Origin of the sequence: Saccharothrix sp. (genome assembly GCF_031180885.1) — a bacterium.
Lineage (GTDB): Bacteria > Actinomycetota > Actinomycetes > Mycobacteriales > Pseudonocardiaceae > Actinosynnema.
In genome coordinates this window covers 441369-454843 of record NZ_JAPSLK010000002.1, presented here as the reverse complement: position 1 = coordinate 454843, position 13475 = coordinate 441369, and the positions used below count along the sequence as shown (strand labels likewise).

12 protein-coding genes are annotated in these 13475 nt (G+C 72.2%); 7 read left to right on the top strand and 5 right to left on the bottom strand.

Annotated elements, in window-relative coordinates:
* The first annotated feature begins 74 nt into the window (after nucleotides 1–74).
* Both RIN75_RS06165 and RIN75_RS06160 read left to right on the top strand, forming a co-directional pair.
* Nucleotides 75–818, top strand: a complete 744-nt coding sequence (locus RIN75_RS06165; RefSeq protein WP_309110791.1) for an ABC transporter ATP-binding protein — start codon at nucleotides 75–77, stop codon at nucleotides 816–818.
* Nucleotides 815–1459, top strand: a complete 645-nt coding sequence (locus RIN75_RS06160; RefSeq protein WP_309110790.1) for a hypothetical protein — start codon at nucleotides 815–817, stop codon at nucleotides 1457–1459. Before RIN75_RS06165 ends, RIN75_RS06160 begins: the two co-directional genes overlap by 4 nt.
* 46 nt (nucleotides 1460–1505) lie before the next feature.
* Here RIN75_RS06160 and RIN75_RS06155 read toward each other — a convergent pair whose 3' ends face one another.
* Nucleotides 1506–3011 carry a flagellar basal body protein FliL gene (locus RIN75_RS06155; RefSeq protein WP_309110789.1) on the bottom strand — a complete coding sequence of 502 codons (1506 nt, stop codon included), beginning with the start codon at nucleotides 3009–3011 and terminating at the stop codon, nucleotides 1506–1508.
* A complete protein-coding gene (locus RIN75_RS06150) occupies nucleotides 3008–3460 on the bottom strand; it encodes a hypothetical protein (protein WP_309110788.1) in 453 nt (150 codons plus the stop codon). Before RIN75_RS06150 ends, RIN75_RS06155 begins: the two co-directional genes overlap by 4 nt.
* A gap of 41 nt (nucleotides 3461–3501) precedes the next feature.
* On the opposite strand from RIN75_RS06150, the gene RIN75_RS06145 reads away from it, so the two are divergent.
* From RIN75_RS06145 to RIN75_RS06125, 5 genes are all read left to right on the top strand, one after another.
* On the top strand, nucleotides 3502–4275 hold the full coding sequence (locus RIN75_RS06145; protein WP_309110787.1) for a Sir2 family NAD-dependent protein deacetylase: 774 nt from the start codon (nucleotides 3502–3504) through the stop codon (nucleotides 4273–4275).
* A 61-nt stretch (nucleotides 4276–4336) separates the two neighbouring features.
* Nucleotides 4337–4783: a hypothetical protein gene (locus RIN75_RS06140; protein WP_309110786.1), complete on the top strand. Its 447-nt coding sequence runs from the start codon at nucleotides 4337–4339 to the stop codon at nucleotides 4781–4783.
* A gap of 46 nt (nucleotides 4784–4829) precedes the next feature.
* Nucleotides 4830–6359, top strand: a complete 1530-nt coding sequence (locus tag RIN75_RS06135; protein WP_309110785.1) for an AMP-binding protein — start codon at nucleotides 4830–4832, stop codon at nucleotides 6357–6359.
* A 157-nt stretch (nucleotides 6360–6516) separates the two neighbouring features.
* Nucleotides 6517–7797, top strand: a complete 1281-nt coding sequence (locus tag RIN75_RS06130) for an NlpC/P60 family protein (RefSeq protein ID WP_309110784.1) — start codon at nucleotides 6517–6519, stop codon at nucleotides 7795–7797.
* Nucleotides 7798–7840: 43 nt separating this feature from the next.
* A complete protein-coding gene (locus tag RIN75_RS06125) occupies nucleotides 7841–8734 on the top strand; it encodes a hypothetical protein (RefSeq protein WP_309110783.1) in 894 nt (297 codons plus the stop codon).
* 7 nt (nucleotides 8735–8741) lie between these two features.
* Here RIN75_RS06125 and RIN75_RS06120 read toward each other — a convergent pair whose 3' ends face one another.
* The 3 genes from RIN75_RS06120 to RIN75_RS06110 form a co-directional block, all read right to left on the bottom strand.
* The gene (locus RIN75_RS06120; RefSeq protein WP_309110782.1) at nucleotides 8742–9773 is read right to left on the bottom strand and encodes an LCP family protein; all 1032 of its coding nucleotides are present in this window, start codon (nucleotides 9771–9773) and stop codon (nucleotides 8742–8744) included.
* Nucleotides 9770–10273, bottom strand: a complete 504-nt coding sequence (locus RIN75_RS06115; protein ID WP_309110781.1) for a SigE family RNA polymerase sigma factor — start codon at nucleotides 10271–10273, stop codon at nucleotides 9770–9772. Before RIN75_RS06115 ends, RIN75_RS06120 begins: the two co-directional genes overlap by 4 nt.
* A 285-nt stretch (nucleotides 10274–10558) precedes the next feature.
* Nucleotides 10559–13294, bottom strand: a complete 2736-nt coding sequence (locus RIN75_RS06110; protein ID WP_309110780.1) for a BTAD domain-containing putative transcriptional regulator — start codon at nucleotides 13292–13294, stop codon at nucleotides 10559–10561.
* Nucleotides 13295–13475: the final 181 nt, after the last annotated feature.

The window sequence follows — 13475 nt, the reverse complement described above, 5'->3', positions numbered from 1 at the left end:
TCGGCCTAAACAGTACGCGTGTCCTGTATTCGGCTTCAAGCCGGCCCCACGTAGATCGGAGCATCATCACACCCGTGGTCCGTCTTGATCGAATCGGGAAGCGGTACGGACGCGGTCCGTGGGTGCTGCGGGACGTCTCGCTGTCCGTGGAGCCCGGTGAGGCCGTGGTCGTCACCGGGGGCAACGGCTCCGGCAAGTCCACCCTGCTGCGCATCGCCGCCGGCCTGAGCAAGCCTTCGGCGGGCACGGTGTCCCGGCCGCGTTCGGTGGGTTGGCTGCCCGAGCGCTTCCCGTCCGGTGTGCGGTTGAGCGCCCGGGACTACCTGCGGCACCAAGCGGCCGTGCGCGGCGTCCCGGTCCGCTGGGACCTGGTCGAAGCGCTCGGTTTCGTCGGCGACCCGGACGCCCCCATGGCCACCTTGTCGAAGGGCAACACCCAGAAGATCGCCCTGGTCCAAGCCCTGACCGCGCGCGACCTGCTGGTCCTGGACGAACCCTGGTCCGGCCTGGACGTCGCCGCCGCCTCCGCCCTCCGGGCCTTCCTGGCCTCGACTACAGCCGCCGTCCTGGTCACCGACCACCACGGCCACGACCTCCCCGGCGCGCGCGAGCTGCCACTGGGGGCCACCTCGACCGGCGTGGTCATCGAACTGGCCCGGGTCGGGGCGCTGTTGCCCGAGGTCAGCGCTCTAGAGGGGGTTCTCTCAGCCGCTGCGGTCGGTTCGGGTGCGCGTGTGGAGGTCGTCGCAACCCACAGCGACCAGGTGTTGGCGTCGGTCCTGCGACTGGGTTGCTCGGTGCGGAGCGTGCGGTGGTGACGGCCCTGGTGCGGTACCTGCTGGCCGACGTCCTGCGCACCCAGCGCTGGCTGCCGCCGTTGCTGCTGTTCGGGGCCGTGCTGGCGATGCTGAACTCGTCCGACGCCGGCCCGCCCCTGTCCGCCTACGCCGGGACGTGCGTGTTCGTCTACCCGGTCGCGGTGTGGCTGACCATCGTGATCGCGACGGCCGAAGACCCCGTGCGGCGCACGGTGACGGTGGCGACGGCAGGCTGGTGGCGGGTCCACGCGGCGGTCGCAACCCTGTCCGCGCTGGCCGCGCTGTTCGTGGCACTCCTGGCGACTCTGGCACCGGTCCTGACCCAGCCCAGGCCGTATCCGCTGTCGGTGATCGCGATCGGGTTCGCGGCGCTGCTGGTGTGCGGGTTGACCGGAGTGGGCGTGGGTGTGCTGTGCGCGCGTCCGGTCGTCACGCAGCACGGGTGGTCGGTGCTGCTCGCGGTGGCCTTGGTGTTCGCCGCGTTCCTGTTCGGCCAGGTCCCGCCCATCGGCAACGTCCTCGGCGCCCTCGGCCACGACCGCGGCATCCCCACCGCCCTCACCACCTCCGCCGTGTGCGCATTGGCCCTGACCATCGGCGGCACCTGGCTCGCCCGCACCCTCGGCCCGCGCCGGGCGTGACGAAGCCCCCGCCGGCCGGAGCCGAGCGGGGGCTTCGTCGCAGGACTTACTTGACCAGCTTCAGCAGCTCGTCGATGTCCTTCGGCTGGAGACCGCGCATCAGGGTCAGCACGACCTCGCTGTACGTCCGGATCGGGCTGACGTACCACTTGCCGTCCACCTCGGTGGCGACCACGCCGAGACCGTCCTTGAGCACCTGCGCGCCGACGCGGGAGATCACGTCGACCGCCGCCGGCGGCACGTCCCGGCCGCCCTGCTGCTCGACGAGCTGGGCGATCTCGTCCGCGCAGATCTTCTGGGTCTTCTCGCCCTGGGCCTTGGCGGTGTAGCAGTCGCCGTCGCGGGTGATCTCGCCGCGCTCGCCCTTGACGTCGAGGACCAGCTTCTTGATGGTCAGCTGCTTGCCGCCGGTGACGTCCTTCGAGTCCGTCTCCAGCTCCACCAGCTTGGCGCCGCTGTCGCCCATGCGACCGGCCTGGTCCAGCAGGACCGGGCCCAGGTCCTGGAGCACGCCCATCTCGTCCGGCGGCAGCAGGGCGATGACGCCCTCCAGGTCACCGGCCAGCGCCTTCTCCACGATCTGCTTCGCCGCGCCCTCCGCGCTGTCCGCGCCGGCGGGCTTGATGCCCTGCGCGGGCCACTTCAGGTCCTCTTCCTCGAGGTAGGCGTTGGCGATCGTGTAGAACAGCGACGGGTACCAGTCGTCGCCGACCTTGATCGTCGCGATGCCGATCGGCTTGCCCTTGCGCTTCTCCTTCTCCTTGGCGAAGTCGAGCGTCTCGGTCTCGGGCTCCTGGTCCAGCTTCGCGCCCAGCGCCTTGACCAGCTTGTCGGTCAGCGGGATCTGCTTGACGTCCGAGGTCACCGTGATCTTGCCCTCGACCACCTTGTTGATGGTCAGGCGGTCGTTGACCTTCTCGGCGGCGGCGTCGTCGAACTTGATGCCCTCGCTCTTGATCTGGATGCCGCTGATCTTCTGCGGGTCCGCGTCCTTCTTCAGGATCTCCAGCCGCTTGGCCTCGTCGACGGTGGCCTCGGTGTAGTCCTTGCTCAGCTTGGCCTCGGCGGGCGCCAGGCCGTTCATGATGCCCAGGACGTCACCGCTGCCCAGCGCGCTGAGCAGGTTGTTCGCCGCGGTGGTCGGGGTCTCCGAGCCCGCCGCCACGTCGGAGCTGCGCAGCGCCTGCACCGTGAAGAAGGTGCCCGCGGCGAGCGCGATCACGGCGACGACCGCCGTGATGATCAGCCCCGTGCGCTTCTTCTTCGGCGGCTCACCGCCGTCGAAACCGTAGGGCTGCTGGCCGAACGGCTGCTGCGGTCCGCCGAACCCGGGCTGCTGGCCGTACCCCTGCTGGGGGAAGCCCTGCGGGCCGGTCTGCGGGAAGCCCTGCTGGGGCTGCGGACCGGTCTGCGGGTACCCGCCCGGCTGCCCGAAACCGGGCTGCGGCTGCTGCTGCGGGTAGCCGCCCTGCTGGCCGAAGCCGGGCTGCGGCTGGCCGTAGGGGTTGTTCTGCGGTGGCCATTCGCCTCCGCCGCCACCTGGGTAGCTCACGGTGCTCCTCCTGGACTCACGATCACGGTGCGGGATTTCGCGGTGAGCACGGTGATCGCACCCGCGACCCCCAGCAACGCACCACCGAGGGTCACCACCGGTCCGGTCAGGGTGATCCCGACCAGTGCTCCCTCGTTGCCCCCTTGGACGGCGGCAAGGGCCGCCACCGTTCCCGCAATCGTGCCAAAAACCAGTCCGGCGCATGCGGCGAACCGGTGAAGTCGCAGCACCCAAAGCACCACGCAGGACACCGCCAAGGGGGTGATCGCCACCCAGACGCCCCGGACCACCTCGCCGGCCGCCCCGTCCAACCCGGCGAAACCACGGAACGCGAGCACCTCGTAACTGTTCCGCACCACCGACCCGGACCGCAGCCACGGCAGGAACGTCCCCGCCACGCCTGTGATCAAGCCGACAACCCCGACGACCGCTCCCCACGTCCTGCGCACCGGGTCATGCTCGCAAACCGGGGCGTGCGAGGGTGGAGCGCATGGACGCACGGGACGCGATGGCCGCGGCGCGGCGGATCACCGTGCTCACCGGGGCCGGGGTGTCCACGGCGTCGGGCATCCCCGACTTCCGCGGGACGTCGGGGCTGTGGACCCGGTTGGGCCGCGGGGACACCCTGGAGAGCTACCTGAAGGACCCGTCCGTGCGGCGGGCGGCGTGGCGCTTCCGGGCCGAGCACCCGCTGTGGACGGCGTCGCCCAACGCGGCGCACCGGGCGGTCGCGGACCTGGAGCGGGCGGGGCGGTTGCGGACACTGCTGACGCAGAACGTCGACGGGCTGCACCAGCGGGCCGGGTCGTCGGCGGTGGTCGAGTTGCACGGGTCGATGCTGGGGACCGTGTGCGCGGACTGCGGTGCGCTGGGTCCGATGGCGGACGCGGTGGCGCGGGTGCGGGCGGGGGAGGAGGACCCGGACTGCACGACGTGCGGCGGGACCCTGAAGTCGACCGCGGTGGCGTTCGGCGAGCCCCTGGACCCCGACGTGCTGCGGTCGGCGCGGGTGGCGGCGCTGGACTGCGACCTGATGCTGGTGGTCGGGACGTCGTTGTCGGTGGAGCCGGCGGCCGGTCTGGTGGGGTTGGCGGCGCAGGCCGGTGCGCTCGTGGTGATCTGCAACGACGAGCCGACGCCTTACGACGGGGTCGCTTCGGCGCTCGTGCGCGGGCCGGTGCAGGAGACGGTGCCGGACCTGGTGGCGGTGCCGGTGGTGGAGTCGGGTCCGGTGCGCACGTGGGGCGATCCGAGCACGTGGTGATCAGCCGTCAGTGATCGTCTTTCACCCTCCTGGGAACGCTCTGAGCTGGGAAGATGATCTCATGGGGGAGCAGCAGTCACCGATCAACGTGCGCCGGGCCGTGAAGGTCTCGGTCGATTTCGCCGTGGGCTGGCACGAGGGCCGCTTCGAGGTGGAGCACGAGTCCCACGGCGTCCGCTTCCGGCCGTTGGGCAGCCACTGGGTCAAGCTCGACGGGGAGCGCTTCGAGCTGGCGAACGTGCACTTCCACCGGCTCAGCGAGCACTGGGTGAGCGGCCGGCGTGGAGTCGCCGATCACGCTCGACCTGCCGGAGTCGCTGCCCGCGGGCGGCTTCTTCCGCTACGAGGGTCGCTGACCACACCGGACTTCGGCGAGAACGTGAGCTGGGTGGTCATGCGCGACCCGGTCGCACCACGCGATCCGTTGCGCGGCTTCGTCCTCGCGCACGGCGACCAGGCCCGCGACCCGCAGCCGCTGCACCGCCGGTTCGTGCCGGCCTCCGGCTGAACCGGTGAGTAGCCGTGTGTGACGCAGCTCAATAAGGTCCTCCCGTATGCGCGTACCCCTCACAGTCGCCGACTTCCTCTACCGCGCCGAGCACGTCCACGCGGACACCACCGCCACCGTCGACGAGCCGAACCAGCCCGCCGCGCCCGTCCCCACCACCACCTACCGCGAGTTCGCGAACCGGGTCCGGGCCTGGCAGGCCGGGTTCGACGCCCTGGACATCGGTGAAGGCGAGCGCGTCGCCGTCGTCAGCCACAACTCCGCCCGCCTCCTCGAACTCCTGCACGCCGTCCCCGCGAGCGGCCGGATCTGCGTGCCGGTGAACTTCCGGCTGCGGCCCGACGAGGTGTCCTACATCGTCGAGCACAGCGGCGCGTCCGTGCTGCTCGTCGACCCCGAACTCGAACTCGACCAGGTCACCGCCCGCCACCGCTTCACCCTCGGCGAGGAGACCGAGCAACTCCTCCGCCCGGGCACCGAGCCGCGCCCGTGGTCCGCGCCGGACGAGGACGCGACCGCCACGATCAACTACACGTCCGGCACGACGGCCCGCCCCAAGGGCGTCCAGATGACGCACCGCAACATCTGGCTCAACGCCGTCACCTTCGCCATGCACACCCGCGCGTGGGAGCGGGACGTCTACATGCACGTCCTGCCGATGTTCCACTGCAACGGCTGGGGCATGCCGTTCGGCCTGGCCGGCCTGGGCGTGCCGCAGGTGGTGCTGCGCAAGGTCGACGGCGCCGAGATCCTGCGCCGCGTCCGCGACCACGGCGTCACCCTGATGTGCGGCGCGCCGGCCGTGTGGAACTCCGTCCTCGACGCCGCGCAGACGTGGGACGGCGAGATCCCCGGCCGGGACAAGGTGCGCATCGTGTGCGCGGGCGCGCCGCCGCCCAGCCGGACCATCGCCCGTGTGGGTGAGGAACTTGGTTGGGAATTCCTCCAGCTCTACGGCCTCACCGAAACGTCCCCCTTGCTCACCTTCAACCGCACCCGCCCCGGTGACGACGACCTGCCCGCCGAGGAACGCGCGCGGAAGCTGTCGCGGGCCGGCGCGCCGGGGCTCGGGGTCCGGCTGCGCATCGCCGACAGCGGCGAGGTCATGGCCCGCACCAACAACGTCATGGCCGGCTACTGGGAGAACCCGCAGGCCACGGCCGAGGCGATCGAGGACGGCTGGTTCCACACCGGCGACGGCGGCACGCTCGACGACGAGGGCCACCTGACCATCTCCGACCGCAAGAAGGACGTGATCATCACCGGCGGCGAGAACGTGTCGTCCATCGAGGTCGAGGACGCCCTGTTCAGCCACCCCGCGGTGGCCGAGGCGGCGGTCATCGGCGTGCCGCACGACAAGTGGGGTGAAACGATCAAGGCGCTGGTCGTGCTCGCGGACGGCGCGCGGGCCACCGAGGTCGAGCTGATCGCGCACTGCAAGCAGCGGCTGGCCGGGTACAAGGCGCCGACCTCGGTGGAGTTCCGCGAGGCGATCCCGCGCACGGCCACCGGCAAGGTGCAGAAGTTCAAGCTCCGCGAGCCGTACTGGGCCGACCTCGACCGCAAGGTCAACTAGCACCCACCCCCGGTAAACATCTGTGACCCGTGTGGCTGAAGTTCTTGCGGGGTCAATTGGAAACCTTGGTGCTGAAGTGGCACAGTCTCGGAACGTGTCCGTGGGACGCCATTCGGTGTAACGCGGTTCGGCCGAGCGGGGTGGGGAGGCGGGTGTCTTGACCCGGTGGGTGATCATGCTGGTCGCGGTGCTCCTCCTGCTCCCCGGCGTGGCGGCGGCGGTGCCACCGCCGCCGCCCAACCCCAGTGACGACCAGATCAGCGCCGGTCGGCGCGAGGCCGACGCCAAGGCCGCGCGGGTCGGTGAGCTGACCAGCCGGCTCACCGCCGCCGAGGCGGAGCTGCAACGGCTCACCGACGACGTCGCCCAGAAGATGGAACTGGCCAACAAGGCCCGCGTCGACCTCGAAACCGCCCGGGACGAGGCCGCCAAGGCCCGCCAGGCCGCCGACGCCGCGCGCACCGAGGCGGACGCCGCCGGCCAGGCCGTCGAGGCCGCGCGCCGCGAGCTGGACGAGTTCGCCGCCGCCAGCTACCAGCAGGGCAGCACGGTCGGGTCGCTGTCGGCGTACCTGGGCGCGTCCAGCCCGGAGGACCTGCTGGCCCGCAACCAGCTGCTCGCGGCGGTCGGCGACGCCAACCTCAACGCCCTCGACGACGTCGAGTGGGCCCGCTCGGAGAAGGCCAACAAGGACGCCGCCGCCCGCGCCGCCCTGGACGTCGCCAACCAGAAGGAGGCGGCGGCCGACCAGGCCAAGCGCGACGCCGACACCGCCCACCAGGCCGCCGCCCAGGCCCGCGAGGGCCAGGCCGCGCAGGCGGCGGCGATCGAGGGGGACAAGAGCCGCGTCGAGAGCGAACTGACCGCGGCGCTCGGCGCGGTGCAGAGCCTGGAGGGCCAGCGCGCCCAGTACGACCAGTGGGTCGAGCAGAAGCGCCGCGAGGACGAGGAAGCCGCCCACCAGGCCGCCTTGGCCGCCAAACCCACCGCGCCCGTCGACCGCCCGGTGGCCGCGCCCACCGGTGGCGTGGAAACCGTGGTGGCACGCGCGATGTCGCAACTCGGCGTGCGCTACTCGTGGGGCGGCGGCAACTACAACGGCCCGACCGTGGGCGTGCGGGACTGGGGCGTCGGCGACTCGTACGGCGACTACTACACCGTCGGCTTCGACTGCTCGGGCCTGATGATGTACGCGTTCGCGGGCGTCGGCGTGTACCTCCAGCACTACAGCGGCTACCAGTACAACTCGGGCCGCAAGGTGCCGCTGGCCCAGGCGCAGCGCGGCGACATGCTGTTCTGGGGTCCCGGCGGCGGCACCCACGTGGCCCTGTACCTGGGCGGCGGCATGATGGTCGAGGCCCCGTACTCCGGCTCGTACGTCCGCGTCGCCCCGGTTCGCTACGGCGGCATCATGCCGTACGCCGTGCGCCTGCTGTAGAAGTCGCCGGCCGCGAGCGGGGTCGGCGTGCTGTCATGCGCCGGTGATCGCAGAGGTGGCCCACCACGCGCCGGTCGAGCCGGTGGTGGACGGGGACGTCATGGTGTCCGCGACTGTCGGCCCGCAGGGCGAACTGGTGGTCTTGTGGTGCGACCCCGCCCTGTTGTCCGTGCTGTCGTCGCGTCAGCGCAAGCCCGGTTCCACCAAGGCGCGCCGCACGCACAAGGTGCGGGTCACCGCCCACCACCCCGATCCGGTGGTGTTGACCGAGATCTCTGACATCGACCTGGACTTCCCGACCGCCCACCCGCTGCCGGACGGCGAGGTGCTGCTCGTCGGGGCGCGCGTCCGCGGCTCCGCCCCGAACGCCGTGGTCTACGACTCCGAGGGTCGGGTGGTCCGGCGGGCCGACCTGGGCGACGGCATCGAACACGTCTACACGACCGCTGGGGGTGATGTGTGGGTGGCGTACTTCGACCAGGGCATCTTCGGCCGTTCGGAGGTCGCGGCCCACGGGCTGGTGCGGTTCGGGCCGGATCTGCGGCCGGTGTGGCGGTTCCCGGGGTGGGTGATCGCCGACTGCTACGCGCTCAACGTCACCGAGCGCGAGGCATGGACCTGCTACTACACCGAATTCCCGGTGGTGCGGGTGCGCGACGGCAAGGTCACGCGGTGGGACAACGACATCACGGGCGTACGTGCGTTGGCGGTCGTGGGGCGGCGGGTGGGGTTGTTCGGGGGGTACGAAGAGGACCGCGATCGACTGGTCGTCGGGTGGTTGGACGGCGACCGGTTGCGCGTGACGGCTCACCACCGGCTGACGCTGCCCGGTGGTGAGCAGTTGCCCGCGGACGCGGGGGTGATCGGTCGAGGCGGTGAGCTGCACGTCGTCACCGCCGACGCCTGGTACCGCCTCGACCTGGCCTCCCTCGCCTGAACGAGCGTCAGTCCACGCAGACCGGGCCGCCGCCCGGGGCCGTGGCGGTGCCCGAGGACGGACCGGCGGGCTGGTCGGCGAAGAACGTGCCGACGAACTGCCGCACCGCCGCGGGATCGGGGCGCAGGACGTGGCCCGCCGGTTCCTCGCCGGGTTCCACCGGGATGGTGGTGGCCCGGATCGGCGTGCCTGCGGTCAGGCCGCGGGCGAAGGCGAGCAGGTCCCAGCCGTCGTCGGTCTGGACGCTCGACCTGACCACGCCCAGCAGGCCGGTGACCTTGGCGGTGTCGTCGAGGAACGACCGGTCGAGCAGCTTGGCGCCCAGCGCGGACAGGAAGGCCTGCTGCCGCCGGACGCGGTCCAGGTCGCCTTGGACCAGGCCGTAGCGCTGCCGCACGAAGTCCAGCGCGCGGTCACCGGACACGACCTGCTGCCCGGCCGGGAAGTCCGCGCCCGTCCGGAGGTCCTTCGTCGCCGCGTTCAGGCACACCTCGACCCCGCCGACCGCGTCGGCGAGCTTGGCGAACGCGCTCATCTCCACCACCGCGTAGTGGTCGACGGTCACCCCGGTCAGCGCCTCCACGGTCCTGGTCAGCGCCTGCGCGCCGGCCGCCACGCCCCCGGAGTCGTGCGCGTTCGTGTAGACCAGCGTGAGCCGGTCCGAGCCCTGGCCGGGCACCTCGACCCACGTGTCGCGTGGCAGTGACACGACGGCCACCCCGGTGGGCGTCACCCGCGCCAGGGCGACGCTGTCGGCGTGCTGGTACTCGTCCAGGCCCACCAGCAGCACGTTCTGCGGGGCGAGCGGCGTGACGGCGGTGGAACTGGTGGCCGGTGGTGCGGCGTCGCGGGACACCGTCATCGGCACGACCACCGCCACGGCCGCCGCGGCCGCGGTCAGCGCGGCCACCGCGAGCAGCGAACCGGTCCGGCGGCGCGCCCGGCGCCGGTGGAGTTGGGCCATCACCTCGCGCGCGTCCACCGCCTCGTCGGCCTCCGCCGCGATGGCCTCGCGGATCAACATCTCCCGATCGGTCACCGCAGCACCTCCACCGGCGTGTTCTCGTTGACGCGCAACGTCTTCAGCGCGCGTGAAATGTGGCTGCGCACGGTGCTCTCCGTGCAGCCGAGCACGGCGGCGATCTCCGCGTCCGTGCTGTCCTCGTAGTAGCGCAGCACCAGCGCCGCCCGCTGCCTGCGCGGCAGCATCGCGATGCGCCGCCGCATGGCGTCGCGTTCCGCGTGCCGCACGGCGTGGTCGGCGACCGGCGGCGCGACCTCGTCCAGGGCGGCGTGCGAAGCGGACACGTCCCGCGCGGCCCGACGCCTGCGCCACGAGAGGTACTCGTTGGTCACCATCCGCTTGACGTAGAGGTAGGGCGCGTCCATCGCGGCGATCCGCGCCCACCGCTCCCGGGCGCGCAGCAGCACGTCCTGCACGATGTCGTTGGCGAGGTGCTTGTCGCACGTCATCGCGGTGGCGTAGCGCAAGAGCCGATCGAGCCGATCGGCGACGAACTCGTCGAACCCGTCCCGCACGTCGCCCCCTTCTGCCGAGTTGTCGTTTGCGCCCGGGAAACTGTCCGAACGCACCCGCCCGTCCAACGGTGTGACCCGGCTCACGAGTACCGTTTCGTCACCGACGGCAGTGCCGCGCTCGCCGCCATCAACGCGGCCTGGTCGCGGCGGGGCGTGCCTCCGGCCCCCGATGTCCACTCCTGATCTGGTTCGCCCTCCTGGCGATCTTCACCGATCGAACGAGGAACGCTCGGCGGCGCCGATGAGTTCAACGCCCGCAGCCGGGGCGGTGTGACGCGACGTCACTCACGGGACAATTCCGGCGTCCAGCGCTTCCAGAGCGGTGCGGACGCGGTTCGCTTCGGCGGTGCGGTGTTGGGTGGTGTGCAGGTGGAGGGCTTCCTGCCACCTGTCGCGGGCCAGGTCGTGTTCCCCGAGGTCGGACAGGACGTGGCCCAGGCGTTCCAAGGTGTTGGCTTCCTCGTAGGAATGGCCCAGTTCGCGGAACAGGGCCAGGGCCTGCTCGTAGTGTTCGCGGGAGTCGGTGAGGCGAGCCGTCTGGTGGGCCAGCAGGCCCAGGCTGTCCTGGGTGTTGGCCACGCCGGGCTGGTTGTCCTGGGCGGTGTAGAGGTCCAGGGCCTCGGTCAGGAGAACCTGGGCGCGGTCGTGGTGGCCCAGGTGGGTGGCGTGCCAGCCTGCGGCGTTGAGGGCGTCGGCGACACCCACCTCGTCCTCCAACCGCCGGTACAGGACCAGGGACTGCTCGCTGTGGTGCAGCGCCGCGGCCGGGTCGCCGGAGTCGCACAACGAGCGGGACAACGCGTAGTGCGTGTGCGCCTGGGACAGCACGTCACCCGCCTGCTCGGACAGGGCCAGCGCATCCCGCATGTGCGTCAACGCCTCCTCGACCCGGCCCAGGTCGTTGGCCGCGTAGCCGAGCAAGCGGTGGGCGCGGGCGCGGACCTCGTGGTCGGACAACGCTTCCGCCGCCGCGGCACCGGCCTGCCACACCGCGTACTCGTCGGCCAGCAGGCCCTGGCGGAAGTGGTAGTCGTCCAGAGTCCACGCCAGTTGCCACACCGCCTTGTGCCACCCGCGCTCCACCGCGAGCCGCTGCACGGCCAGAAGGTTCTGGTGCTCCAAGGAGAACCACTCCCACACGTCCTCGGCCGGCGGGTCGGGCGCACAGCCCTCGGGAAGCTCGTCCAGCTCGATGGCCACCCGGTACGGCTCGGTGATCCGGTTCGCCGCGAACGCCGTGTGCAGGTAGTAGTCGACCAAGCGGCGTTCAGCCTGCGCTTCGGGGCAGTCGGCCGCGCGTTCCGCCGCGAACAGGCGGAGCAGGTCGTGCAACCGGAACCGGTCCGGCGCGTGCTGCTGCACCAGGTGCGCGGCGGTCAGCTCGCGCAGCGCGGAGAGCGCACGGGGGAGTGGCAGACCGGTCAACGAGGCCACGGCCGACAGGCTGATGTCCGGACCCGGCACCACGCCCAGCAGCCGGAACACCCGGGCCGTCTCCGCCGGCAGCGCCCGGTAGGACCACGAGAACACCGCCTCCAGGCCCGTCCCGGCCTCACCGGTGTCCAGCGCGGCCAGGCCGATCGACCGCAGCTCCCGCGCCCACACCGCGAGCGGGAACCCGGGGTGCGCCGCCGCGCGGGCCGCGGTGATCGCCAGTGCCAGGGGCAGCCCCGCACAGCACGCCAGCAGTTCGGCGACCGCGTCCGGCTCGGCGGCCACCCGGCCCGCGCCCAGGTGTCGGGCCAGCAGGTCGCGCGCCTCGGCGTCGTCGAGGACGTCCAGCTCCACGGTGTGCGCCCCGTGCTCGGCGACCAGGCCGGGCAGCCGCCGCCTGCTGGTCACCAGCACCGCGCACGTCGGGCTGCCCGGCAGCAGCGGCGCGACCTGCGCCGAGTCGGCCGCGTTGTCCAGCACGACCAGCAGCCGCCGCCCGGCGACCAGGCTCCGGTAGAGCGCGGCCTGCGCGTCGAGACCGGAGGGCACGGCGGAGGCCGGCACGCCCAGCGCGTCGAGGAACCCGCGCACCGCCACCGCGGGCGGCACGGGATCACCCGACGGGGCGAAACCGCGCAAGTTGACGTGCAGTTGACCGTCCGGGAACCGGTCCAGGTGCTGGTGCGCCCAGTGCAGCGCGAGCCACGTCTTGCCGATGCCGCCCGCCCCGCCGACCACCGACACCGGCACGCCGTCACCGGCGTCCAACGCCCCGGTCAGCCGCTTGAGGTCGGCGCCGCGGCCGGTGAACAGCCGGGGCGCGGCGGGCAGTTGTCGGGGCACGGGCGCGGCGGGGGAGCAGTTCAGCGCCGGGTCGGCGGTGAGCACCTGGCGGTGCAGTTCGCGCAGCGCGGGGCTGGGATCCGCGCCGAGTTCGTCGGCCAGTTCGCGGCGCACGCGCTCATAGTGGCCCAGTGCGTCGGCCTGCCGCCCGGCCCGGTACAAGGCGGTGATCAGTTGTGCGGCCAGGCGCTCGTCCAGCGGCCGTTCGTCGGCGCGGACGAGGAGGCGGGGGAGGACCTCGTCGTGCCGGCCCAAGCGCAGCGCCACGTCGGCGTGGTCGAGTTCGGCGGCGGTCCGCTCGGCGTCCAGCGCTGCCCGGACGGCGGTCAGCCACGGTGTGTCCAGACCGGTGAACGCCTCGCCCCGCCACAGCTCCAGCGCCTCCGTGAGCAGCGCGAACGCCTCGTCGTCGGACCGGGCCGCGCGTGCGGAGGCGGTGAGCTTGCGGAACCGGTGCAGGTCCACCGCGTCCTCGTCGACCACCAGCCGGTAGCCGCCGGACTGGCGTTCCACCACGACCTCGGGTCCGAGGGCGCGCCGCAGCCGCGCCAGGTAGGTGTGCAGGGTGTTGCGGGCGCGCGGGGACGCCTCCGCTCCCCACACCCGTTCGACCAGCACGTCGGGCGGCACCAGCCCGTTGGCCTCGACCAACAGCGCTACCAGCACGCACTGCTGACGGGCGTGCCCGACATCGGCCGGCCGGCCACCCGGACGTGCGCCCACCGGGCCCAACAGCGTGAACACCCAACCCCCTGCGGTAGGCCGTGACCTGCTGATTCAAGGATCGTTCCACAACCGCGCCATACGCTGCCGCCATCCTGTCGATGCGGTCGGAACCGGCGGGGAAGGCGGGCCGGCCGCCGACCCGGGGGGCGGCCGGTCGCACGGCAGGACCGGGGGGTGGAGGTGCCGTCGGGAACGCGCG

Excerpts from the sequence above, each read along its gene's own strand:
- RIN75_RS06145 (WP_309110787.1), top strand. The coding sequence starts at position 3,502 with ATGGACGCACGGGACGCGATGGCCGCGGCGCGGCGGATCACCGTGCTC.
- RIN75_RS06140 (WP_309110786.1), top strand. The coding sequence starts at position 4,337 with ATGGGGGAGCAGCAGTCACCGATCAACGTGCGCCGGGCCGTGAAGGTC.
- RIN75_RS06135 (WP_309110785.1), top strand. The coding sequence starts at position 4,830 with ATGCGCGTACCCCTCACAGTCGCCGACTTCCTCTACCGCGCCGAGCAC.